The following is a 23404-nucleotide window of genomic DNA, read 5'->3' on the forward strand; positions in this document are numbered from 1 at the left end:
TAAATATTAATATTTCTTTATCGTTTCTCTTTACTGTTCTGTGTGGTGTATGTCTGAAGGTACAGCAAGTCCGCTCTTTCGGGGAGAAGCCCTGAAGTGGCGGCAGGAGGCGTGGATCGGCTCCGTCCAGTTGATCGAGCCTCTATCAGGCAAAATCGCAGCGCTCTGTACCGTGGCGCTTGTGGTCTGTGTGGGGGTGTATGTTGTTTTCGGCTCTTATACACGGCGCATTCATGCCAATGGCGTGATGCTCCCGCCGGAAGGGCTCGTTGTGGCCGAGGCCGATCAGGGCGGTGTTATTGCGGCAATCCATACGCATGAGGGAGACCATGTAAAAGCAGGGGAACGGCTTTTCAGCGTGGATGTCTCTAACTGGTCGGAGACTGGGGCAACGGGGCGACAGCTTGTTGATGGTCTGCGGCGGGAACAGCATCTGCTGGAAAGCCGACAGAAGCTGCTGGCAGCCGATGCCCCTGTAGAGCTTTCATCCCTGAAAGATGAGCTGGCCTCGTTACGGCAGCAATATGGTGTGCTTCAGGAACAGTCTGGACGGGACAAACAGTCCTTGCCGTTGATCGAGCGGGCCATGAATGAAATGCGCACCGCCATGGGGCGCCATCTGGTGACGGAAACCCAGTTCCAGAGCCAGCTTTTCAGCTATGTGCAGTTCATGGATACGCAGTCACAAACCCTGCGTACGCTGGTTGAGATGAGTGGCCATATGGCGGACCTGCAATACAGGATCAACCGTCACCAGTATAAGGTGGCCGAGGATATGAACGACCTCGCCGTGCGCTTGTCGGACGTGCAGAGGCAGATCATTCAGGCGCATGGGCAGAGCATGGGGGTTATCAATGCCCGTGTCAGCGGTACGGTGGATGGTATCCGTACGGTCGTGGGGCAGCGTGTCAATCCGGGCCAGTCCCTGCTCAGCATCCTGCCTGATAATGCCACATTGCAGGCGGAGCTTTACGTTAACAGTCAGGCGGTCGGGTTTGTGCGCCCCGGCCAGCGGGTGCTGTTGAAATATGCGGCGTACCCCTATCAACGCTTCGGCCTCTATGAAGGGGAAGTGGTGGAGGTTACCAAAGCCCCCCTGCCGGAGCGGAGCAGTTACGCCGCCAATGCGAGCAAGCAGAACGGTAGTGGCGCCTCTGCCCCGCAGCCCGGTGGGGATGTGTATCGTATCCGTGTCCGGCCGAGCCGGGATTTCATCATCGCCTATGGCAAACATGAAAAGCTGACGCCTGGTATGGCGGTAGAGGCAGAGATCGCTATCGATCAGCGTAAGCTCTACCAGTGGCTGCTCGATCCTGTGGTCTCCATGGTGGATACGGTCCGTTCCATATCGGGTGGCGGTGCGCCCGCCCATTCTCTGGCGGAAGGGGTTGAAGATGCTGCCCCTTCTTCCGTTCATAAAGATTCCAGTGACATGAAGGGGACGCCGTGAATCTCCATACTATTCAAACCGGATTCCGGCGAAAAGTTCCCGTCATTCTTCAGACGGAAATCGCAGAGTGTGGGCTGGCCTGTCTGGCCATGGTTCTGTGTCATTATGGGCGGCTGGTTGATCTCGTTTCCATTCGGCGGGAAACGTCCGTTTCGGGTACGGGGCTCAACTTACGGGCTCTGATGAAGATTGCTGGACGGTACGGGCTGCATTGCCGCCCTGTCCGGCTGGAGCTGGATGATCTCGGCAAATTGTCTCTGCCGTGTATTCTGCACTGGGACTTCAACCACTTCGTTGTCATGACGAAGGTGACGGATACGGGCATCGTCATCAATGACCCGGCCCGTGGTGAACGGAAAATCTCCCTGGATGAAGTTTCACGTCACTTTACAGGTGTGGCGCTGGAGCTGAGCCCGGAAACGAAGTTCGAGAAAAAGGACGATCGCCGCCTGCTGAAGGTGCGGGATATGTTCCGCCACATAGCGGGGCTCAAAACTGTTCTTTGGACATTGGGGGGATTGTCTCTAGGGCTTGAGGTTCTGGCCCTGATTAACCCGATGATGGGGCAGGTCGTTATTGATGAAGTCCTGACGACAGGGGATCATTCCTTGCTCTGGACTATCGCCGCAGGGATGCTCATTCTGGTCATCATACAGGGGGTGATCTCCACCTTCCGTACATGGCTGGTGATGATTTTCTCCACCCGTATTTCTCTGCAATGGAATGTCAGCCTTTTTACCCATTTGCTGAATCTGCCGCAGGAGTTTTTCGCCAAGCGTGGCGCAGGTGACATCATCTCTCGCTTCGGTAGTCTGGGGACCATCCAGCATACGTTTACAACCGACCTCGTGCAGAGCGTTCTTGATGGCATCATGGCCATCGGCATGTTGGTCATGATCATCATGTACGGCAAATGGCTGGCGGCGCTGGTGACCATTACCGTGCTGGTGGATCTGGTCGTGCGGTTTGTGCAGTACGGCCCGTATAAGGAAATGTCCGAGGAATCTCTGGTTCATGCGGCAGCACAGCAGGGGCATTTCATCGAGACATTGCGGGGCATCCGCAGCATCAAGCTGATGGGGCTGCAACGGCGCCGTGCTGTCGTCTGGACCAACCGGATGGTTGATAACATCAATGCCGGGCTGCGTATCCAGCGTTATGATCTGATCTTTGCCCGTGCTCAGGAGTTCCTCATCGCTCTGGATAAAGTGGCAACGCTCGTTCTGGGGGCCCGTATGGTGATGTCCGGGGCGATGTCCATCGGTATGTTGATGGCCTTCATGAGCTATCGAGACCAGTTCTGTGGCCGGGTGAGCAATCTGATCAGCGTTGTGTTTAAGATCAAGAATCTCAAGGTTCAGTGTGATCGTCTTTCCGATATTGCTTTGGCAGAAGCCGAGGGTGGGGAAGGTGATGCCGGTCAGATAGATGCCGTAGGAATCTCTGATGATGATGGCATGGAGAATCCTGACGTGCCTATGCTGGAATGTCGGGGGCTCGGGTATCGTTATGGCAAGGAAGACACATGGGTGTTCCGCCATCTGAACCTGAAGGTTTATCCGGGGCAGAGTCTGGCGATTGTTGGGCCTTCAGGCTGCGGTAAGTCCACCCTCTTAGGGCTGCTGATGGGGCTCATCCAGCCGGAAGAAGGTCAGATTTTCTGGAAAGGCATGGAGCTGAAGGCGGCCAACAGGGACGCTTACCGGGCTCGCATTGCTGGTGTTCTTCAGGATGACATTCTGTTCTCTGGCAGCATTGCTGAAAACATCTCAGGCTTTGATGATGAGATGGATATGGAATGGGTGGCTGAATGTGCGAAGAATGCGCAGATTTTTGATGATGTTCAACGTATGCCCATGGGGCTTGAGACTATCGTAGGGGAGATGGGGAGTACGCTCTCCGGCGGACAGCGTCAGAGGCTGATTCTGGCCCGTGCCCTGTATCAGGCACCACGCATTCTATTCCTTGATGAAGCAACCAGTAATCTTGATCCTGCCTCTGAGCAGGCAGTGGAGGCAGTTTTGAATGAGCTGCCTATTACACGGGTGATTGTCACCCATCGCCCCGGCACGGCAGAGCGGGCTGATGCGCTTTATGTCATGCCCGGCGCACTGGCCAGTATGGCCGCAGCGGAAGCTGCCGCAGCAGAGGCCGCTGCTCCTGCCACCGAGGCTGAATGAAACTGTGAAACTGATGGAATGAGGGGGGTATCAGACTCCCCCTCATTTTTGTTCTGGTTGAGGGGGCAGTTCTTTATCCCGGCCAGGTCTTGCTGGATGGTGTTTTGTATCCGCCAATAAAATACCCGGTACCACCGAAGTGATACCGGGCATTCTCTCGACTATAAGGTAGAGTCGATATCAGATGCGCACGGCTGCTGCATTGCCAGCCTGACCGGCTGTACCATTGGCCCAGCCCTGAACCAGCTGGTTGATCAGCGGCTGAGAACCGCTCAGGCCATAGATCGCGCCAAGCACGGTACCAACGAAGGCACCCTGCATTGTCGGGATGATCAGGCCAACCAGCTGCCCAATGGAACCGATACCAACGACACCGCCGCCGTCACCACCGTGGGTACCACCGATTGTCATGCCGTAGCTGGCAAGAGTTGCACCCATGGCAGCTGCACCAAGCAGGGAGTCACCAATACCTGTGGAAGTGACGGTCGGAGTGACACTGCTGAAAGAGCCAAAAAGACCACCATTACCACCGGCAACGGAGTTCAGTTCTACAACGCTTAGTTCACGCATTTTTCTTACCTTAATCAGAAGAGTAATGATCAGCCAAATGACTGTCATCAAGTGTGATACTAGGAATAAAATATTAAAAAATGAAAAATGAAACAGAAAAATATAATAAATTTTGCTATTTTAAATGGCTCTGTGAGAGGTTTTTCAAATATAAAAATAGGTATTCGGCATCAATATTTTTAATTGATTGAGAGTACTCTAAGGTATCGTTATCATTCTGATGGGACAGCGCTGATTTTTATGGGATCTTTCTAAGAAAGAGGGCGACATCGGGACACCTGCCCCGATGTCCATAGGTCAGGCAACGTCAAAACCCGCTTTTTGGACGAGGGTTTTGCAGTCCTGTTCTGTCAGTGCTGCGTTGGCGGGGGTGATCTGTGCCTGTGGTGGCTCTAACGTGACGGTGGCTTTTTTGATGATAGGGGATGCCTCAAGGGCACGGGTCAGGGAGCGGACGCAGCCATCACACGTCATGCCGGTGATGGTCAGGGTGATTGTTCTGTTCATGGATGCCTCGTTTCGGCAGTAAGGAGATGATAAGGAAATTGTCTTCCCAAAGGGGAAGAACCTTTTTAATCTGGTGAGGAAGCCAGAGGGAGAAAAGGCGTTTCATGTCCGTTGGGCAGTTCTTTCGTATGATGCTGGGTGTGGCGTTGTGTCTGGTGATGCTGCTGCCTTCTGTCATGCATTCTGCCATGGCGAAAGAAAGCGGCATGGTGTCCCTTTCGGAACATGTAGCGATGGCCCGGCACGAACATGCTGTGTTTCCCATGCGGGAAGGTGGTGCCATGCCCATGATGATGTCAAAGCCGTCTCCTTCTATGCAGACGGGTATGATGGGAGGAATGGCGCCTTGCTGCCAGAGCCATCATGCTGTCTGTGATGCCGGTCTGGTGCCGGAGGGATGGATACCAGAGCCCGTTACGGGCTGGAAGGCGGCCTGTCTTCTTTATGAAACCCGTATGAGCCTACGCTCCTCTATTGTGCCTCCATGGCGGCCACCGGCTGCCTTGCCTGTCTGACTTACCGTTCGGCTGCTTCTTTTCAGAACTGGCCTGTGTGAATTACGTCTTGCAGGTATGGTTTCATGTCACGTCATGTTGTGCTGCGCCGCCAGTTTCTGGCTGGTTTAGGGGCGGCAGCATCCTTTATGGGCCTGTCATCAGGTCCAGCCCGGGCTGATGCCCGCACGCCGCTCCCTCCATTGGAGATGGAACTGCATATTACCCGTCGGAAGGTCCATGTCGCTGGACGTAGCGGCGAGGGTTATTGCATTAATGGTCAGATGCCCGGCCCTGTCCTGCGCTGGCAGGAAGGGCGGGCTGTTCGTCTGCATGTTTATAATCATATGGACGAACCGACTTCTCTGCACTGGCATGGCATCCGGCTGCCGAGCGATCAGGATGGTGTGCCGGGGCTCAGTTTTGCCGGGATTCCGCCCGGTGGGTCCTTTACATATGCTTTTCCAGTCATGCAGAGCGGGACATACTGGTATCACAGCCATATGGGGCATCAGGAAGCGGCGGGCCTGTATGGTGCTTTGATTGTTGAACCAGCTGGCCCCTCTTTACTGCCAAAGGCAGAGCGGGATTACACGATTCTGCTTTCAGATTGGTCGGATGTGTCTGCAGAGCAGATTGTGTCCAACCTGAAGATGCAGGATGACTATTACAATTTCCGTCAGCGCAGCCTCGCTTCACTCCCGCAGGAGAGCCGGACTGGGGGCGGGCTGTCTGCTGCCTTAAAAAGCCGTCTGCAATGGTCCCGCATGAGGATGAGCGCTACGGATATTTCCGATGTCAGCGGGGTTCTCTATGTCTATCTGATGAATGGGGAATCAGCAGCTCAGGGATGGAGCGGACTGTTCCGCCCCGGTGAACGGGTGTGCCTGCGGGTCATCAATGCAGCGACCATGACGCTGTTTGATGTGCGGATACCGGGCCTTGAGATGATGGTGGTGGAAGCGGATGGGAATCCGGTGAAGCCTGTCCCGGTCGATGAATTCCGTATTGCACCGGGTGAAACTTATGTCGTGATGGTGACGCCGCAGAAGGAGCAGCCCTACACCATCTTTGCCCAAAGTGAGGACCGTACTGGCTATGCCCGTGGCACGTTGACGCCACGTGCTGGCCTGCTGGGGGTAGTTCCGCCCATGGATGCCCGGCCTGTGCGGGGCATGGCGGATATGGGCATGGCAATGCCCATGATGAAAGGCATGGTCATGCCGCCAGCCATAGAACGTACCCCGGCGGATGAGATTGATGATCCCGGCCCGCCACCCCTGAATGTAGAAAACCAGAATGTGGCTGCCAGCCCATCTGAGCGTGTCAGCAGCCCAGGGGATGGGCTGGAGAATAATGGCCGGCGTGTTCTGGCTTATAGTGACTTGCAGTCCATACGCCCCCCGCCAGACCAGAGGCCTCCGTCACGGGAGATCATTCTGCATCTCACGGGTAATATGGAACGGTATATATGGGGTTTTAATGGCCGCAAATATTCTGAGTCTGGCCCTATCCGTCTGGCACGGAATGAACGTGTTCGCTTTACCATCATAAATGATACGATGATGGAACATCCTTTGCATCTTCATGGGCTCTGGAGCGAGCTGGAGAATGGTGCGGATGACCAGCATCGCCCTCTGAAACATACTGTCATTTCACAGCCGGGGTCTCGCATGAGTGTTCTGGTGACAGCAGATGCGCCCGGCATATGGGCTTATCATTGTCACCTCATGTATCACATGCAGACAGGTATGTTCCGGGAGGTAATCATTTCATGATGAAAACGGATAAATGGCACTCGTTTTTCTTGATCTGCTTTCTGGTGACGCCAGTTCAGGCTTTGTCCGCCTCTGCATCATATCATTCTGATTCCGATACAAACTTGCCTTATGAAACAGGCCATGATATGTCTTTTGATAAGGCGAGTAAAAAACATGACATGGCTATGATGGATATGTCGGATATGGACGACATGTCAGATATGGATGGCATGGACATGCCGGATATGCCCCGTTCTGCACCGCATAAGGCGGCTCCTGCCAAGGGGAAGAAACAGATCAAAAAACCCCGTATTGTGTACAAGGCCGTGGATGCTCTTGCGCCGCTGGTGGATATTGGTCATCACATGCACGGCATGGATATGGGCCGCTGGTTTCATGGCGTACTGGATGAGTTCGAAGGCCGTTATCAGGCGGGTGGGAAGTCGTCACTCCGCTGGGATGGTGAGCTCTGGTATGGGGGTGACTATAATCGTCTCTGGCTGAAAAGTGAGGGCACCATGACGAAGGGCCGGGTCCATGATGGTGATCAGGAGCTGCTTTTTAGTCGGGCGATTTCGACCTATTTCAATCTTCAGGGGGGTGTTCGACTGGACCTTGATAGCGGCCCAACCCGTGCATGGGGGGCTTTTGGCGTGGAAGGCTTGGCCCTGTATCAGTTTGAGGTGCAGGCAACCGGCTATTTCAGCGATCGTGGTGTGGCGGGACGGTTGGAAGGATCATATGACATCCTGCTGACCAACCGTTTGATTCTTCAGCCTCAGCTGGAACTCAATCTTTACAGCCGTGCTGACCGGAGGCGACAGGTCGGGTCCGGGTTGGCGGATATCGATACCGGGTTACGTCTGCGGTATGAGGTATGGCGTAAGATGGCGCCTTATGTCGCCGTGACATATGATTCCCCTCTGACACAGGGGCGTCATATGGCCCGTAAACGGGGGGAAAAGGCAAGTGAAGCCCGGTTCACCTTTGGAATCCGTAGCTGGTTCTGAGGCTGACGGATATAATACGGTCCATTTTCATGGGGTTTCTGCTTCATGAAAATGGGGTGTATTTTCTCTGGCCTGTCAGGGGCTAAAGCCAGTCATGATTAATATGGCATGATATTTTTGTGATTACAGAAAAATAACAGAATTATTACATGAACATTTCATTGAAGGCATGATTAACCCTTTTTGAATTGAGCGTAGTCATTTTTTTTAATAAAAGTATCATAAGTCATGTCCCGTTTTGGAACTGGAAAAATGGGACAGACATATATGGCGACTGCACTTGTAAGAGTGGAAGCCGGAACAGCCATTGTCTATAGCAGTGGCTCTTTATCCAGTCTCGTGGATGTTGGCGGACTTTCGTCCATCATTGTGACGCGCACGGACCGTACACCGCCGGGTGACCCTGTGCGGGTGGACCTTTCGTCTATAATAGGGCAGCTGCGGGGCAACTGCTCCATTATCGTACAGGGCGGGGCAACCGCTTATGTAGGGGGCGGGCTCGTCAATGTTGGTCTGGGCAATTCATTAAAGTTGGATGGAGGAAGGCTTGTCATTCGCTCCAGCCTGTTGAATGCGTCTGCCGCCTCCTCCATTACGGTGGGCCCGAATGCGGGGGAATTGCGGATCGAACAGCAGGGCTTTGGGGTAAAGCTTGATCTCCCTGTGAATTTTGTGGATGCAGCAGGCCGTCCAACCACAAAGATTCCGCCTAATTTTGTTATGGACTTTCCCGATACGCAGTCGGTTGGGGCGGTCTATGATCCTTCAACGGACCGGACGACCATCGGTGACGGGGTCAGCGGTCTGGGCATTATCAGTGTCGGGCGGACAACGGTGCTGAAGGGAGACCCCTTCAATTTGCGGGTCAATGGTAAGCCACAGACGGATTTCTGGGGGAATACGAATGGGTATACATATTCCTTCACAAGAAAGAATGGTCATGATGATGGGCGGGACGGGGTTATTACCTGCTTTCTTTCAGGTAGCCTGATACGCACCAGCCGGGGCGCTGTGGAAGTGGAACATCTGATCATAGGGGACAGCGTGGCGGTGTTCGGCCCGGATGGTGAGCCGCGGGGCTGGCGGGCCGTGACATGGATCGGACAGGGGCACGCCACTGTTCGCTCTGATTTGCCGGATGATGAAGCCGGATGGCCCGTTCGTATTTGCCGTCATGCTCTGGCGGAGAATGTCCCGCAGAAGGATCTGCTGGTTACGTCAGAACATTGCCTTCTGCTGGACGGGCATTTCATACCGGCCCGGATGTTGGTGAATGGGGTGTCCATTCTGTATGACCGTGGTTTCACGTCTTATGATTACTGGCATGTCGAGGTAGCGCCGCACAGCATTATCGAGGCTGATGGTGTGTTGACAGAAAGTTATCTGGATACGGGTAATCGCCGTGGCTTCACGTTCCAGGTTGGCAGATGGGCAGAGGAGGCATCTTTCTGTTGGGAGAAGGATGCGGCAGCTCCACTGGGTGTCAGACGGGACGTGGCAGAACCGATCTATCAGGCCGTGAAGGCTCGCATCACGGGGCCATTGGCTCAGCGGGTTGATGTGGAACAGGATCATGTGGATGATCCCAGTCTGACAGTCGTTACCCCATCGGGCATGGTGCTGCCACTCGTTCGGCAGACCGGGCAACGCTATCTGTTCCGTCTTCCCGAAGCATGTGAAGCGGTCAGTATAGTGTCCCGTATCAGCCGTCCCTGTGATGTTATCGGTCCCTTTGTGGATGACCGGCGCCGGTTGGGTGTTCTGGTGGGGAAGGTACAGCTCTTTCGAGAGGATGGCAGCAGGGCTGATGTAACGGCGTTTCTGTCAGCACCTCAGCAGGATGGATGGGACGTGCAGGAGGCCTCACCCTGCCGCTGGACGAACGGCAAGGCCCGTCTTGCTCTGCCGGAACAGGCCAGTAAGGGCGAAGTGCTGTTTCTGTCCATCGAGATACTGGCAGGCGGCCCTTATCTGGCCCAGTCGGAACTCGCTGAACATGGTGGGGTCCGTCTGGGGAATGATGCCGTCAGCCGTGTAGCCTGAGGGAGAACCGTGCGTGCGGGCATGGTGGACAATCCATGCCCGCCTTCCCACATCAGGAGCAATGGCCTTTCAGGCCGTCACATGATGAGATGGAAGGAAAAGATCATGGCGCAGGGCAGAACTGTATTGGTGACGGGCGGAACGTCCGGCATCGGGCTGGCGATTGCGGAGACATTTGCACGAGCAGGGGATAACCTCATTCTGCTGGGTAGCAACCCAGACAGGGACTATTCAAAGGCCGTCCAGACTGTTGAGGCCGCCGGGCGTGATGCAGGGCATGACGTGCGTGTCTGTGCCCATGGTGTGGACATTACCAATTTTGCCGCTGTGAAGGCTCTCATGAAGGCCATCAGCGACAAGGTAGGCCTACTGGATGTGCTTGTTCATTCCGCAGGCGTTTTCTTTAGCACGCCTATTACGGATGAAACGCCGGATGCGTTCGACAAGGTGATGACCATTAATGTTAATGGGATGTGGCATGTCGTGCAGGCGGCGTTGCCGTTCATTCGGCGGAAAGCCGGTGACCAGCCGGGTGGGAAGATCGTGGCTATTTCGTCCATTTCCGGGTTCTTTGGGTTTGCCGGTTTTGCCGGATACGCAGCCAGTAAGGCGGCAGTAACATCTCTCGTCCGGACTCTGGCGCTGGAGCTGGGGCCGCTGGGTATCAACATCAATGCCGTGGAGCCGGGGCGTGTGAAGACCTCCATGCATGATGCGCTGATAAATGATCCCGCACAGGCTGAGACCCTGAAGGCTGTGGCAGAAGCCAATCCCAGCAAGCGCAGTTTTTCCAGCCCGGAAGATATTGCCGCCGTGGTGCAGTTTCTTGCCAGCCCGGGGGCGGTGGCTCTGCACGGGTCAGCTATTGTGGTGGATGAGGGGACATCGCTCGGCCTCGTATGAGACCATTCCGTTTTCATGATGATCATGAATGGCACCTTCCTGCTTTGTTAACAGCTTGAAAGCGGGAAGGGCCTCTCCCATATCTGCACCATCTTTCAGCGGTAGGGCAGGATGGCCGCAGAAGATGGAGCATACGGAGCCTGCCATTTTGGAGGAGAGCAACGCATCATGAGTGATGGCAAGAACGCAGCGGAGATGAAGCAGCATAGTTTCAGTGCCGAGGTCGGGCAGCTGCTCGATCTGGTTGTCCATTCCCTTTATTCCGACCGGGAAATCTTTCTGCGTGAGCTGGTCGCCAATGCGGCCGATGCTATGGACAAGCGGCGCTTCGAGGCGCTGACGAGCCCAGCCCTGTCTCTGCCGGAAACACCGTCCATCCATATCTCTACCGATAAAGAGGCCAAGACGATCACCCTGTCCGATGACGGGCTGGGGATGAGCCCGGAGGAGCTGACACAGAACCTTGGCACGATCGCCCGTTCCGGCACCAAGGCTTTTGGTGAGAAGCTGAGCAACGCCAAGCCGGAAGAACGTCCGAACCTGATCGGTCAGTTCGGTGTGGGCTTCTATTCTGCCTTTATGGTGGCGGATAAGGTTGATGTTGTATCCCGCCGTGCCGGTGAGGATGTGGCCGCCCGTTGGGTCTCCGAAGGTAAAGGTTCCTACAGCCTTGGCCCTGCCGAACGTGATCGTCCGGGTACGGACATCGTTCTGCACATGAAGGACGATGCCGAGGAATTCATTGATCCGTGGCGTCTGCGCAGCATCATCCGCAAATGGGCTGACCATATTGCATGGCCGGTTGTGCTGCATGAGCCGGATGAAGATGGTAAGGACAAGGAAGAAACCATCAATGAGGGTAAAGCCCTCTGGCTGCGTCCGAAATCCGAAATCACGTCTGAGGAATATACCGAGTTCTACCGCCATGTGGCCCGTGCGTTCGATGAACCCTACGCCACGCTGCACTGGAAGGCCGAAGGCACGGTGGAATTTGCCTCTCTGCTGTTCCTGCCCGGTGCCCGTCCGTTTGATTTCATGGAACAGAGCAGCCGGGAGAGCCGCCTGCACCTGCATGTGAAGCGCATGTTCATCACCGATGAGGCCAATCTGGTGCCGAACTGGCTGCGTTTCGTGCAGGGTGTGGTCGATACGGATGACCTGCCGTTGAACGTCTCCCGTGAAATGCTCCAGTCCACCCCGGTTCTGGCTCGCATCCGCAAGGCTGTGACCAAGCGTGTCATCAGCGAGATCAAGAAGCGGGCGCAGGAAGGTGGCGAGGCTTTCAACGGCTTCTGGAACAATTTCGGTCTCGTCATCAAGGAAGGTCTCTGGGAAGATTCCGAACACCGGCAGGAAATCGCCGAGTTCTCCCGCTTCCATTCCACGAATGGCGATGAGCTGATTACGCTGGATGAATATATCAGCCGCATGAAGCCGGAGCAGGAGACCATCTATTATCTGGTTGGCGACAATCTGAGCGCCTTGAAGGCCTCTGCCCAGCTTGAAGGTTTCCGTGCCCGTGGTCTGGAAGTCCTGCTGCTCTCCGATGCGGTGGACAGCTTCTGGCCGGACCGTCTCCATTCCTACAAGGACAAGACGTTCCGTTCCGTGGCGCAGGCTCATGGTGATCTTGAGAAGTTCGCTCCTGAGACCGAGGAAGAAGGCGAAGCCGCTGATGTGGCCAAGCTGTCCCCGGCCCTGAAGGAAGCCCTTGGCGAAGCCGTGAAGGATGTCCGTAGCACCGTGCGTCTGACAGGTAGTGCCGTGGTGCTGGCCAGCGAAGGCGGGCCTGATCTGGCCATGCAGCGCCTCATGCGCCGTTCCGGGCAGGAGATGCCAGCCCTGCCGCCGGTGCTGGAGATCAATCCCCGTCATCCGCTCATTCGTGCGCTGGCTGAGCGTGTGGAGAAGGGTGAGGGTGTTGCAGAACATGCCCGCATCCTTCTGGACCTCGCCCGTGTTCAGGAAGGCGAGGCCCTGCCAGACCCTAGCGGCTTTGCCCGCACCCTTGCAGGCCTGCTTGCCGGGACTGTCGAGAAGTAAGATCAGGCAGATCGTCTGATGAAAAGGAAGGGGCTGCACATGAGCGTGCAGCCCCTTTTTTATTCTTTACCGTTCGTCCGTCAGTAGCGCAGGCAGAACCTCCTTGAGGCTGCGGGAGGCATTTTTGCTGTTCTGGCGAAGCTCCGTGAGGATGGTAGCATCCGTGGTCAGGGAGAGTTTTTCTGCCAGCAGCAGGAGCAGGGCGAGTGAGGTGCGCAGGCGGGCGATATAGCCTGCGATGTCCAGCATGACGCCCAGAAGATGGGTGGGCACGTCCCCGGAGGGAAAACAGGTCACGACCGTATCCAGCAGGCCGGAGAGCGTGTCAGATCCGTTGCGGGGCTTCTCCCCGTGCGTGCGGATGAGGTGGGCAACCTGCCGTTCCTGCTCCCTGTTCTGGTCCAGAATGGTGGTGATCCAGTGCTGGAGGGGGAGCGGTGCATCTGGCCGGCTGAGCAGTTCCAGCAGGCTTTCCCGCAATGTGCCTGTCAGCACGAGATGGGCGTGCAGCCGCTCCAGATAGGTGAGGCGTATGGAGGAGGTTTCAGCGGAATGACGTGGCACGTCTTTCTCCATGGCGGGAAGATAAGAGGGGCATGTCATGGGTGCCCTGTCTTGGGAACGGGGGCAAGACTAGCCTGCCTTATGGCGCTACGGAACGGGGCGGGAGTGGTTCTGCTGCATGGCAGCCTTACCGTGGAGGCGCGGCTTCAGCATCAGGACGCTCGGCATAATGACGGGCAATGACGGTGCAGACAAAAAGCTGAAGCTGATGGAAGATCATGAGTGGCAGTACGATGATTCCGGCGGAACTGGGAAAGATGACGCTGGCCATGGTCACGCCAGAGGTCAGGGCCTTCTTGGAGCCACAGAATTGTAGCGTGATGTCATCTTCAATGGTCTGTTTCATCAGGCGGCCCAGCACATAGGTGATGCCCAGTGCCAGAGCGAGCAGTATCGCATCGGCTATTCCAACACCAACAAGCAGAACGAGCGGAATGCGGTGCCACAGCCCCTGAAGCACTGCCGTGCTGAAGGCTGAATAGACCAGAACAATGATGGAGCCACGGTCACTACAGGAAATGAGGAATTTGTGACGGTGAACGACTGGTCCCATCCAACGCTGGACACATTGCCCCAGAATGAAGGGCAGGAGCAGTTCTTCCGCCACGTTGAGGATGGTCTGAAGGCCGAAGCTACCATGCCCGCCATGGTCAAAAAACAGCCCGCTGAGCAGCGGCGTGATGAGGATACCTAAAATATTTGAGACTGTGGCGGCGCAGATAGCCGCCGGGACATTGCCCCGTGCCATGGAAGTAAGGGCGATGGAGGATTGTATGGTGGAGGGCAAACAGCAGAGGAACAGCATCCCTGCCCAGAGGTCTGGTCCCAGAAACCCGGTAGAGGACAGGAGATGCGCCAGCCCGTACATTCCTGCTCCCAGCAGGGGAAAGACGGCAAATGTGATGAGGAGTGTGCAGCCCTGTAAGCGCCAGTTCTTCACACTGTCGATCAGCGCATGGCGTTTCAGCTTGGCTCCCTGAAAAAAGAACATCAGCATGATGAGCAAAGCTGTCAGGCGGGAGAGCCATGGCTGCCATACAATGGGGCAGGGCAGGAACGAGGCCAGCAGGACAGCGCCGATCAGGCACATCAGGAAAGGGTCAGGGCGTCTCATGGGGCGGTCCCTCCGGGCTCTGGGGAGCAACGTGGCGATGGAAGGCCATCCTGAAATAGGGGTAGCCAGTCTGGGGAGACGGTAAAGCAGAAGACCGCTGCTGCCAATGACCAAGCCTGCGGCGATAAGGCAGAAGGGAACTGTAAAACATTTTTTATAATTAATGGTAAACAGCTTGCCAAAGAGGACCAGATAAGGGCATTTTTTCGTCAGACCTGTGAGCAGGTCATCTCCATCAAATCGTAGGGAGGGGGTCAGAAGATGACCGTCAATCGGCGTATGGTTCTGGGATCATTTCTGGCAGCAGGTGCCCTTTTGGGGGGCCGGGCCCGTGCGGCAGAAGGTAGCGGTAGTGGGTCGGCTGCACCTGCACAGCCAAACAACGCTCATGCCGAGCCAGGTAATGCGGCTGCCGCAGCCCCTCAGCCTGTGCATGAAACACTGGCAGACAAGCAGTACCGCCCGAACATTCATTTTTCGCCCTCTACGGGATTCATGAATGACCCTAACGGGCTGATCTTCGATGGTCGTTATTACCATCTTTATTATCAGTATAACCCGTTCGGGCCTTATGCTGGTCATGTGCATTGGGGCCATGCCGTCAGTACGGACCTTTACACATGGCAGGACCTCCCGATTGCGATCCGTGAGACGGAAGCAGGTGAGGCCTATAGCGGTTGTGCTGTGTTGGATCGAGACAACCGTTCCGGCCTTTTCCCACCTCGTACGCAGGATAAGCCACAGCCGGGGTCTGTTGAGACGGCGGCCCAGAAAGCGGCCCAGCTTTTTCCCTCATTACCAGAAGGTGAGCAGGAGAGGCGGTCAGTGGACAGGCAGGCGCAGGGCCTGCTGAATGAGACTGATGCAGGTACCGGGCTGCTGAAGGAGCTGGGCGATGAGCCGGTTTCCCGTGAGCGGTCGCCGGTTCCTATGTCTCCAGCTCTGCCACCTATGGCTGGTGGCCTTGTGGCCATTTACACACGGGCCACGCCGCAGCGTCAGACGCAGTATCTTGCATGGAGTCCTGATGGCGGCCAGACACTGAAAGATTATGAAGGCAACCCGGTGCTGGATATCGGGCATAACTCCTTCCGTGACCCCAAGGTGATCTGGCACGCTCCGACCGAGAAATGGGTCATGGTTGTGGTGCGCTCTCGTGAACATAAAGTGTCTTTCTACGGGTCATTTGACCTGAAGCACTGGATGCATCTGAGCGATTTCGGCCCTTCTGGTATTACCGGGGTGGATTATGAATGTCCGGCTCTGGCTGAAGTCGAGGTGGAAGGTGAAACGCCCGGTGAAAAGCGTTGGGTGCTGTTTGTGTCCATCAATCCCGGCGGTCCGCAGGGCGGCAGCATCACGCAGTATTTTGTTGGGCAGTTTGATGGTGAGCGTTTCACGCCTGATGACACGATTGTTGACCTGACGGACTTCGGCAAGGACAGCTACGCCCTTCAGACCTACGAGAATATGCCGGGGAATCAGACGGTCTATATCGCTTGGCTGGATAACTGGCAGTATTGTGAGGAACTGCCCAATAAAAGCTGGCGTGGCATCATGACCATTCCCCGCAAGGTCGTGTTGCGGCGTGATACGTCTGGCTGGCTGCGTATTGCCCAGAATCCCTATAAGCTGGAGGCGCTGCGTCAGCCAGCCATTCCGTTCGCTCTTTCCCGTCTGGAACCGCAGAGCAGCCGTCAGGTGTCTTTGCCGACTGGGGATGCCGTAGAGTTGCTGCTTGATGTCTCTCTGGAAGATCGGGCCAGTAATCTGCCGGATGGCGATCAGGGGCGTGCGGGACGGTTTGTGATCGTCTTCTCCAACCGTCAGGGTGAAAGCCTGAGTATTGGTTTTGATGGCTTCTCCTGCCAGCTCTGGCTGGACAGAAGCAATCTGCATGGCTTCAGCCATCCCTTCTTTACGGGGACATTCTCATCAGCTCTGATTCCGGGGAGCCGCCGTTTCAATCTGCGGATCGTGCTGGATGCCTGTACGCTGGAAGTCTTCGCTAATGATGGCATGTCTGTCGGCACGGCCTTGATTTATCCGGCCAATCCGCTGGAAACATTAAGCCTTCAGGTCACCAACGCCGCCGCAGTGATCCATAAGGTGGCTCTCTATCCCCTGCGGAAGACGATGGATTGTATAGAACAGGGCTGATAGCGCTCTATTCTGATGATGGGCCCGCCCCTGCCTTTTGCCGGGACGGGCCTCGTCTTTTAGATGACCGCCAGAGCATCCTTGCAGGTTGGTGGCGGGAAGGCGTCATCAAGGGCAGCCAGATCGTTATGGGAAAGACGGATTTCCTGAGCCGCAATATTGAGGGCTTGATGATGGGGTGTGGACGCCTTGGGGATGGCGATCATATTCTTGCGGCGCAGGACCCATGCCAGTGCGATCTGTGCCGGTGTTGCGTTGCCAAGGCTGGTCTCGTATGTGCGGGCGATGGCACGCAGAACAGGATGATGCAGCAGTTCACCCCCCTGCCCGATTGGGCAATAGGCCATGCTGGTAATATGAGCCCGCTCATCCCGTGGCAGAAGGTCATACTCTGTCCCACGATATTCCAGACTATATAGAATCTGATTGACGAGCGGATAGGCCCCCTGCTCCGCCAGCTCATCCATGTCGTCCGTATCGAAGTTGGAGACGCCCCAGTCTTTGATGAGTCCCCGCTCTCTTAGTGTCTCGAAAGCGTAGAGTGTCTCACTGAAGGGAATGATACCGGGCCAGTGCAGGAGATAGAGGTCCAGATGGTCCGTACCGAGATGTTTCAGGGAGCGCTCGCAGGCCGCTATAGTGCCTTTATAGGACGCATTATGCGGCAGAACTTTACTGATGAGAAAAGCCTGCTCCCGCCGCCCTCTTAAAGCCTCGCCGATCACATCTTCCGATCGGCCATGACCGTACATCTCTGCTGTATCAATGATTCTGAGGCCAGCATCCAGCCCGATCTGAAGGCTGCGGATTTCATGATCCCGCTGGCCGATGTCATCGCCCATGCGCCACGTTCCCATACCAAGGGCTGGAAGCGTGATGCCGTTTCTAAGTGTAACAGTGGGGTAGGAGGTTGTGACCATATGACGCCCTTCCTTCTGACATGAGAGGAGTGGACTCGACTCTCTGTTTGCAGAGTAGGCCTGTGCCTGACGAAGGGGAAGGTATTTTGCGTGAAGGCTTCGTTACTGCTCATCAAAGGAACAGCAAAAAGCGGCGCCTGATGGCCGGAAATCAGCTAATTTTTTGAGGAGGATAAAAATGGTGCCCAAGGGCGGGATCGAACCACCGACACTGCGATTTTCAGTCGCATGCTCTACCAACTGAGCTACTTGGGCACCGGGCCACGGCGGCAGGGCCACCCGGCTATGGAGAGGGGTTTACCCTATGCGGGGAGGGCGATCAACCCTCTTTGCAGAAGAAAATGCATGCAAACCAGCATCATGATTCTGTGGAGCGTGCCGCCTCGGCTTCGAATTCCGCCGGGTCGTTATCCTGTCGCAGGGATGGCACACGGTAATCCCCTTTGAACCAACGCCCAAGGTCCACATCAGCACAGTGTTGGGAGCAGAATGGACGGAAGGCGGTAACGGTTGGTCTCTGGCAGATCGGGCAGCTCATGAAAGGCTCCAGCAGGATGATGGAGAAACGGGATGACTATGGAGTGTAAGGCGGCGCCCTGTTGTATGGAAGAACGCATCCAGCGCTATTTTGTCGGTCTCCAAGGCGCGGATAATGGCGGGGGGAGCATGGAGATGCTCACCTTTCAGCCCTTCAGTTATGATGCGCTGGAGAATGGCCAGTCCCTGCCCATGGGGAGAGCTGTAGAGCTCATGCAGCGGAGCACGATGGCGGGGGCGGGTCATTTCCAGCAATCCGCTCGGCGTGATGCCCGTGATGCGGGGCTGGAGCGGATCCTGCTCCTTATCCGCTGCCTTGCGGAGGAAGGGAACAAGGGCAGGGCGCTTGTTGCTGCGCACGCCTGCCGGGTCGATCAGGATGGTGCCGGAGAGGTTGCGAAGCCGGATTTCACGCAGTAACGGGCCAAAACAGGCCAGATTGGCAGCAAAATCCGGGGTCTGATGGGCGTCCAGATCAATGGCTGTAAGAGCGTGTGTCGGGGTGATATGGGCAATCAGCGGCCCGACCGAGGCGTCCGGGCTGGAAAGGGCTGCCCAGTCTGCTTCCAGAACGTCATCAAAACTGCGACTGACCCGTTTCAGGCGGGGGTGCAGGGAAGCAGGCAGGCGGGCTGCCAAGGCGGCATCATCAACAATCAGAGGGCAGTCTGCCGGGGCCCGCTGAAGAATGTCATCCAGTGGGGTGGGGCCGGGCGTGATAAGGCGTGGAGCCTCTCCGATTTCAATATCGTTTGAGGCAGGAAGGACACGCAGACGCAGTCCTTTTCCATTCTGGGCCGAGCGGGTGATCTGGGCGCAGACAAAGCTGCCTTCGGGGGGCAGCTTCCGGCCCTTCATGAAGCCCGTTTCCGCAGGGCCTGCCAGCTCCACGAAGGCCCCGCCCAGATGGGGCGCATGGGCCGTGATGCGGACGATATGTGTATCGCCCCAGCCATCCGGGGCACCGGGCCGCCAGAGGGCGGCATCCAGCAGGGCATCATCCTTCAGCAGGGCAATGCGGACTTCTCCCGGCGCACTGGCGAGGCGGATTTCCATGTGAGGTCAGAGCAGCCAGTGCTGTCCGGCGGGCAGAGGCTGGCCCCGGAGCAGCTGGGCAGTTTCAAATAAGGGAAGGCCGATCACACCGGAGGGGCTACCCCCTACCTGCCGAATGAAGGCTGCTGCCTGCCCTTGCAACCCATAACCGCCAGCCTTGCCGTGCCAATCTCCTCCCTCAATGAGGGCGTCAATCTGCCGCTCTGTCAGGCGGTTGAAGGTGACGTAGCTTTCCACCACACGCTCGCAGTAACGGCCTGCGGGCCAGCCTTCGGTGGGCTGGCAGACCACGGCGGTAAAAACCTTGTGGCGGCGGCCGGAAAGCAGCGTCAGGTAGCGGCGGGCTGTGTCGGTATTCTCTGCTTTGGGCAGAATACGCCGCCCGGCCGCCACGACTGTATCTGCCCCGATGACGAGCGCTGGCCCGTCATGCTGGGCGGCGACATGGGCGGCTTTGGCACGGGCCATCCGCAGCGCATACGGGCGGGGGAGTTCGTCCCTGTGTGGTGTTTCATCCAGCTCTGCCGGGCAGATGGCGTCCGGCTCTACCCCGATCTGACGGAGCAGCGCAATGCGGCGGGGTGAGGCGGAGGCCAGAACAAGGGCGGGCCGGGAGGAATCAGCCATGAGGGGGCCTGCCTTCCGTCTGTCTTATTTGAAGCGGAAGGTGATGCGACCCTTGCTGAGGTCGTAGGGGGTCATTTCCACATTGACCCGGTCACCAGCCAGCACACGGATGCGGTTTTTACGCATTTTGCCGCTCGTATGGGCAAGAATGGTGTGCTCGTTATCCAGCGTGACGCGGAACATGGCGTTGGGCAGAAGTTCGGTCACCGTGCCGGTAAACTCAATGAGGTCTTCTTTAGGCATGAATATCCCTTGCAGGAAGTGGGTAGTGAAGTGTGCGGGCCATGCAGCCAGCTTCATAAAAGTGGCTACAGCCCTGTCATGACGGCGCATTATGTGCGGGGAGGGGGGGAGGACGTCAAGGTTTTTTGCTGGGTGAAGCGGGATCGGGCAGATGGGCTTTCGCCTGCCAGCAGTACCATGTCAGGGTGGAGCGATGGGGGCTGAAGGAGGCTGTGGCATGTCGGAGCTGCCGGGGGGTAGGGCGGAGAGGCAGTTTCTTCAGGCGGCGCCAGCCTTCCTGCACGCCGAGGTCCCCTGCGGGAAGCACGTCCGGCCTGCCAAGATGGAAGATGAGCAGCATCTCGACCGTCCATAGGCCAACGCCACGCAGGGAGGTGAGCCGTTCTATCAGTGTGGCGTCATCAAGCTGATGGGCTTCGTTCAGGCTGGGGACAAGCCCGTCCAGCCGTCCCTGAGCAATGGCCCGCAGGCTGGTGATCTTGGCAGCTGAAAGCCCGCAGCTTCGCAGTGCGTCATCATCCAGTGTCAGAAGCATCTGTGGAGTGGGTGGGAGTCCGCTTTCATGGCCATCTGGCCCAAGAGCACAGAGCCGCCCGAATATCGTTCTGGCAGCGGCGTTGTGGAGTTGCTGGCCTGTTACGGCCTTGATGAGCGAGGCATAAGGGTCCTGCGTTTGCCTGTCTGGCGCTGTTTGTTCAGAGAGACGGCAGGGGCCGATCGTGGCAATGAAGGCCGCCAGATCGGCATCTTGAGAGAAGCAGGATGGCAGAGAAACCACGGGGACACCTCATTACGGAGGAAAGTGGCTGGGCAGAAAGACCATTACATAAAAGTAGCAACGGGACTGTTTCCGGTGATGACAATATGGTCCTTTTTGAGGCACAAAGGAGGGGTCATGACCCTTACCGTTCTGCGCCCCTCTTTTTGCCAGCGGGTTTTCCGCCCGTGACACTGTCGGACGTCCCCACGCAGAAGCGCCGGGAACGGCTGGGTGATTATGCCGCCCCGGTAGCCGGGTTACGGACAGAGGCCCGCACGCCCATGCTGCGTACGCAGGTGCTGGTTGATCCGCCTCTGATCGGGCCGCTTCTGTTTGCGGCCAGCGTGCATGGTGTAGCGCTCTGGTTGATGATTCAGACCAGCGCAGCCGTGCATGGGACACCCAACGGCACGCAGGAGCCTCAGGTTGAGATGGTGTTTGATGCCCCGCCTGTGAAGCACAGTATGCAGGGACCACCAACGCATGAGGTAGGGGGTGCGGCCAGTGCCCCGGCCCCGACCACGCCGGAGGAAGCAACGCCGGCCCCGATGGAGCCGACCCCGCACACGCCATCCTCTCCGCAGATGACGCCGACCCCGACCGGGGAACTCACGAATGCGGAAATGTCGGAGAAGCCGATCTCCAAGGCGGCACCACGTCGCCCCCATCGCAGCAAGGCAACTCCGACCCATCAACATGTGACACGGCAGAGTGAGACGAACCCGTTTGCTCACCCGATGGACCTTTCTTTTGACGGTGAACCTGCTCCGCATCCGCATAAGCGGGGGCGGCATGGTGGTACACGGGGGCCGGTTGATTTCTCCCTTGGTCCTCTTAGCCTGAACGGGCAGATTAACGCCCCTTATAAGACAAGCAGCAGCGTGAAGGGTGTCAGTTCTGATTACGGGAGTGAGATTGACCGTTGGGTGCGGAATCATATGTTCTACCCGGACGAGGCCGTGCAGAATGGGGAAGAAGGACCCTCTTCCGTTCATGTTGTGATTGATCGGACCGGGAAGGTCATCCGTGTGCGGTTGACGGAATCGTCCAATTCCTATGCGCTGGATGCGGCCACGGCAGGGATGTTCCAGGGGGCGCAGCTTCCACCTGTGCCGCCTGACATGCAGGGCGATCATTTCGATCTGGATGTGACAATCCATTATATGTTGATCCGCCATTAAGCTCTGACCTTTCTCTTGTGGTCATGTGTGAGAAAGGGCGTTAGGGTGCGGCCATGCCGGTTGGGGATGCCGGTCATCGTTCACATGATTGCAGGGAAAGTGGCTGTTCATGCGCTTCTGTCGTGCGCTGCTGGTATCAGGGCTGTGTGTGCCTCTCCTCGGGCTGGGGGGGTGTCTCGATGTGTACAGGCCATTTGCCCATAATCCGGGCGTACAGGCTCAGCACCTCGTGCGGGATAATATTCCGCCTGTCCGTCTGGCCGTGCCCGTTCCTGTGCCGGAGAAAGCACCGTGGCGGGCGGCAACGGCCATGTGGGCGCGGGATGTAGTGATCGCTCTGGTTGGTCAGTCCATCCCCGCCGTGGCGAAGTTGCCGCAGCCGGGGGACTGGTGGGTTCGTCTGGGGGCTGTCCGTGCTGAAAATGGTGGCATCCGTCCCCGTTATGCGATTGTCGGGCCTGACGGGAAGGTCCGTGCCCGTGGTTTCGGTGCTGTTATTGATGAAGAAGGGTGGCGCAATGCGGACCCCGATGCTCTGAACACGGTTGCCTTGCAGATGGCGCCTGAAATTGCTCGTGAACTGACCGAGATTCAGACCCGGATGATGATGGATGATCCACAGAGTCTTATGCACCGTTCTGCCCGTATCTGTTTTGAAGGGGTGAAGGGTGCGCCGGGCGATGGTAATAAGGCGCTTGGCGAGGCTTTCTACACGATGCTGCCTGACGGGCATAATAGTGTTCAGACTAAGGCCGAAGGTGCTGATTATATCGTCAGGACGACCGTTAGCGTGAAGCCGTCCCCTGATGCACCGCCACCGGGTGAAGGGCCGCAGCAGCAGGTAACCATTGTCTGGCATGTCATGACCCCGCAGGGCGTGGAAGCCGGTGCGGCCACGCAGGTTCATGATGTTCCAGCGCATTCTCTGGATGGTTCATGGGCGGATGTTGCAGGCGCTGCGGCACAGGAGGCAGCCGAGGCCGTGCGGACTATCATTACCAACTATTCTGGTCGGTCGCGTAAGGTTCCTGCTCCCCAGACGGATGTTGGCGGTGAGGCCTCTAAAGAGAAAGACGGTGTGAAGAAGTTCGTGGCGGCTCCGGAAGGGGGCTGAGGGGCTGGAGCCATTTGGTTTTTAATTAAGAGTATCTGTACCGTTTTTGCTCCATGTCGTATTGGGAAGGTTAATATTTTCCAAGCGTGTGGAGCTTACGGATGTATAGGGATTTTGTAGAGAATCTTTTAAAGCAGCAAATTCTGGAAAGATATTGGAAGTTATATC

21 protein-coding genes and 1 tRNA gene are annotated in these 23404 nt (G+C 56.8%); 11 read left to right on the forward strand and 11 right to left on the reverse strand.

All coding sequences use genetic code 11. The features are described from left to right. Window positions 1–49 precede the first annotated feature (49 nt). Both NQF86_RS06880 and NQF86_RS06885 read left to right on the forward strand, forming a co-directional pair. Window positions 50–1450 (forward strand): HlyD family efflux transporter periplasmic adaptor subunit, encoded by a 1401-nt coding sequence (locus tag NQF86_RS06880; RefSeq protein ID WP_266116901.1) that lies wholly within the window; start codon window positions 50–52, stop codon window positions 1448–1450. Next, a complete protein-coding gene (locus NQF86_RS06885) occupies window positions 1447–3630 on the forward strand; it encodes a peptidase domain-containing ABC transporter (protein ID WP_266116902.1) in 2184 nt (727 codons plus the stop codon). Before NQF86_RS06880 ends, NQF86_RS06885 begins: the two co-directional genes overlap by 4 nt. A 180-nt stretch (window positions 3631–3810) precedes the next feature. Here NQF86_RS06885 and NQF86_RS06890 read toward each other — a convergent pair whose 3' ends face one another. Beyond that, window positions 3811–4200, reverse strand: a complete 390-nt coding sequence (locus tag NQF86_RS06890; protein WP_266116903.1) for a hypothetical protein — start codon at window positions 4198–4200, stop codon at window positions 3811–3813. Window positions 4201–4497: 297 nt separating this feature from the next. Next, window positions 4498–4707, reverse strand: coding sequence for a heavy-metal-associated domain-containing protein (locus NQF86_RS06895; RefSeq protein WP_266116904.1), 210 nt, complete (start codon window positions 4705–4707; stop codon window positions 4498–4500). A gap of 104 nt (window positions 4708–4811) precedes the next feature. On the opposite strand from NQF86_RS06895, the gene NQF86_RS06900 reads away from it, so the two are divergent. From NQF86_RS06900 to htpG, 6 genes are all read left to right on the forward strand, one after another. Next, window positions 4812–5222 (forward strand): hypothetical protein, encoded by a 411-nt coding sequence (locus NQF86_RS06900; protein ID WP_266116905.1) that lies wholly within the window; start codon window positions 4812–4814, stop codon window positions 5220–5222. 65 nt (window positions 5223–5287) lie between these two features. Then, window positions 5288–6979: a multicopper oxidase domain-containing protein gene (locus NQF86_RS06905; protein ID WP_266116906.1), complete on the forward strand. Its 1692-nt coding sequence runs from the start codon at window positions 5288–5290 to the stop codon at window positions 6977–6979. 227 nt (window positions 6980–7206) lie between these two features. Continuing rightward, a complete protein-coding gene (locus NQF86_RS06910) occupies window positions 7207–7971 on the forward strand; it encodes a copper resistance protein B (RefSeq protein ID WP_407652887.1) in 765 nt (254 codons plus the stop codon). 267 nt (window positions 7972–8238) lie between these two features. Further along, a complete protein-coding gene (locus tag NQF86_RS06915; protein WP_266116908.1) occupies window positions 8239–10014 on the forward strand; it encodes a Hint domain-containing protein in 1776 nt (591 codons plus the stop codon). Window positions 10015–10119: 105 nt separating this feature from the next. Further along, window positions 10120–10917 (forward strand): SDR family NAD(P)-dependent oxidoreductase, encoded by a 798-nt coding sequence (locus NQF86_RS06920; protein ID WP_266116909.1) that lies wholly within the window; start codon window positions 10120–10122, stop codon window positions 10915–10917. 168 nt (window positions 10918–11085) lie between these two features. After that, on the forward strand, window positions 11086–12960 hold the full coding sequence (htpG, locus tag NQF86_RS06925) for a molecular chaperone HtpG (protein ID WP_266116910.1): 1875 nt from the start codon (window positions 11086–11088) through the stop codon (window positions 12958–12960). A gap of 66 nt (window positions 12961–13026) precedes the next feature. Here the strand turns inward: htpG and NQF86_RS06930 are convergent, their stop codons facing one another. Both NQF86_RS06930 and NQF86_RS06935 read right to left on the reverse strand, forming a co-directional pair. Next, complete coding sequence (locus NQF86_RS06930) at window positions 13027–13563, reverse strand: DUF892 family protein (RefSeq protein ID WP_266116911.1); 537 nt, start codon at window positions 13561–13563, stop codon at window positions 13027–13029. Window positions 13564–13651: 88 nt separating this feature from the next. Beyond that, a complete protein-coding gene (locus NQF86_RS06935; protein ID WP_266116912.1) occupies window positions 13652–14638 on the reverse strand; it encodes a bile acid:sodium symporter family protein in 987 nt (328 codons plus the stop codon). Window positions 14639–14899: 261 nt separating this feature from the next. On the opposite strand from NQF86_RS06935, the gene NQF86_RS06940 reads away from it, so the two are divergent. Further along, a complete protein-coding gene (locus NQF86_RS06940) occupies window positions 14900–16798 on the forward strand; it encodes a glycoside hydrolase family 32 protein (protein ID WP_266116913.1) in 1899 nt (632 codons plus the stop codon). A gap of 59 nt (window positions 16799–16857) precedes the next feature. Here the strand turns inward: NQF86_RS06940 and NQF86_RS06945 are convergent, their stop codons facing one another. The 7 genes from NQF86_RS06945 to NQF86_RS06975 all read right to left on the reverse strand — a co-directional run bounded on the left by NQF86_RS06945 (window position 16858) and on the right by NQF86_RS06975 (window position 20959). Then, complete coding sequence (locus tag NQF86_RS06945) at window positions 16858–17718, reverse strand: aldo/keto reductase (protein WP_266116914.1); 861 nt, start codon at window positions 17716–17718, stop codon at window positions 16858–16860. A 179-nt stretch (window positions 17719–17897) separates the two neighbouring features. Continuing rightward, window positions 17898–17973: transfer RNA gene (locus tag NQF86_RS06950), tRNA-Phe, on the reverse strand. A gap of 103 nt (window positions 17974–18076) precedes the next feature. Beyond that, the gene (locus NQF86_RS06955; RefSeq protein ID WP_266116915.1) at window positions 18077–18256 is read right to left on the reverse strand and encodes a DNA gyrase inhibitor YacG; all 180 of its coding nucleotides are present in this window, start codon (window positions 18254–18256) and stop codon (window positions 18077–18079) included. Further along, entirely contained in the window at window positions 18253–19311 is a 1059-nt protein-coding gene (locus NQF86_RS06960; RefSeq protein WP_266116916.1) for a ribonuclease E/G, read from the reverse strand. The genes NQF86_RS06955 and NQF86_RS06960 overlap by 4 nt, the downstream gene beginning before the upstream one ends. A gap of 6 nt (window positions 19312–19317) precedes the next feature. Continuing rightward, window positions 19318–19938 carry a Maf family protein gene (locus NQF86_RS06965; RefSeq protein WP_266116917.1) on the reverse strand — a complete coding sequence of 207 codons (621 nt, stop codon included), beginning with the start codon at window positions 19936–19938 and terminating at the stop codon, window positions 19318–19320. 24 nt (window positions 19939–19962) lie between these two features. After that, window positions 19963–20181 carry a translation initiation factor IF-1 gene (gene infA / locus NQF86_RS06970; protein WP_043559458.1) on the reverse strand — a complete coding sequence of 73 codons (219 nt, stop codon included), beginning with the start codon at window positions 20179–20181 and terminating at the stop codon, window positions 19963–19965. A 115-nt stretch (window positions 20182–20296) separates the two neighbouring features. Beyond that, window positions 20297–20959 carry a DNA-3-methyladenine glycosylase family protein gene (locus tag NQF86_RS06975; protein WP_266116918.1) on the reverse strand — a complete coding sequence of 221 codons (663 nt, stop codon included), beginning with the start codon at window positions 20957–20959 and terminating at the stop codon, window positions 20297–20299. 167 nt (window positions 20960–21126) lie between these two features. On the opposite strand from NQF86_RS06975, the gene NQF86_RS06980 reads away from it, so the two are divergent. Continuing rightward, window positions 21127–22122, forward strand: coding sequence for an energy transducer TonB (locus NQF86_RS06980; RefSeq protein WP_266116919.1), 996 nt, complete (start codon window positions 21127–21129; stop codon window positions 22120–22122). A gap of 109 nt (window positions 22123–22231) precedes the next feature. Then, window positions 22232–23236, forward strand: a complete 1005-nt coding sequence (locus tag NQF86_RS06985; RefSeq protein WP_266116920.1) for a hypothetical protein — start codon at window positions 22232–22234, stop codon at window positions 23234–23236. Window positions 23237–23404: the final 168 nt, after the last annotated feature.

This window comes from Bombella pluederhausensis (assembly GCF_026385525.1).
Classification (GTDB): domain Bacteria; phylum Pseudomonadota; class Alphaproteobacteria; order Acetobacterales; family Acetobacteraceae; genus Bombella; species Bombella pluederhausensis.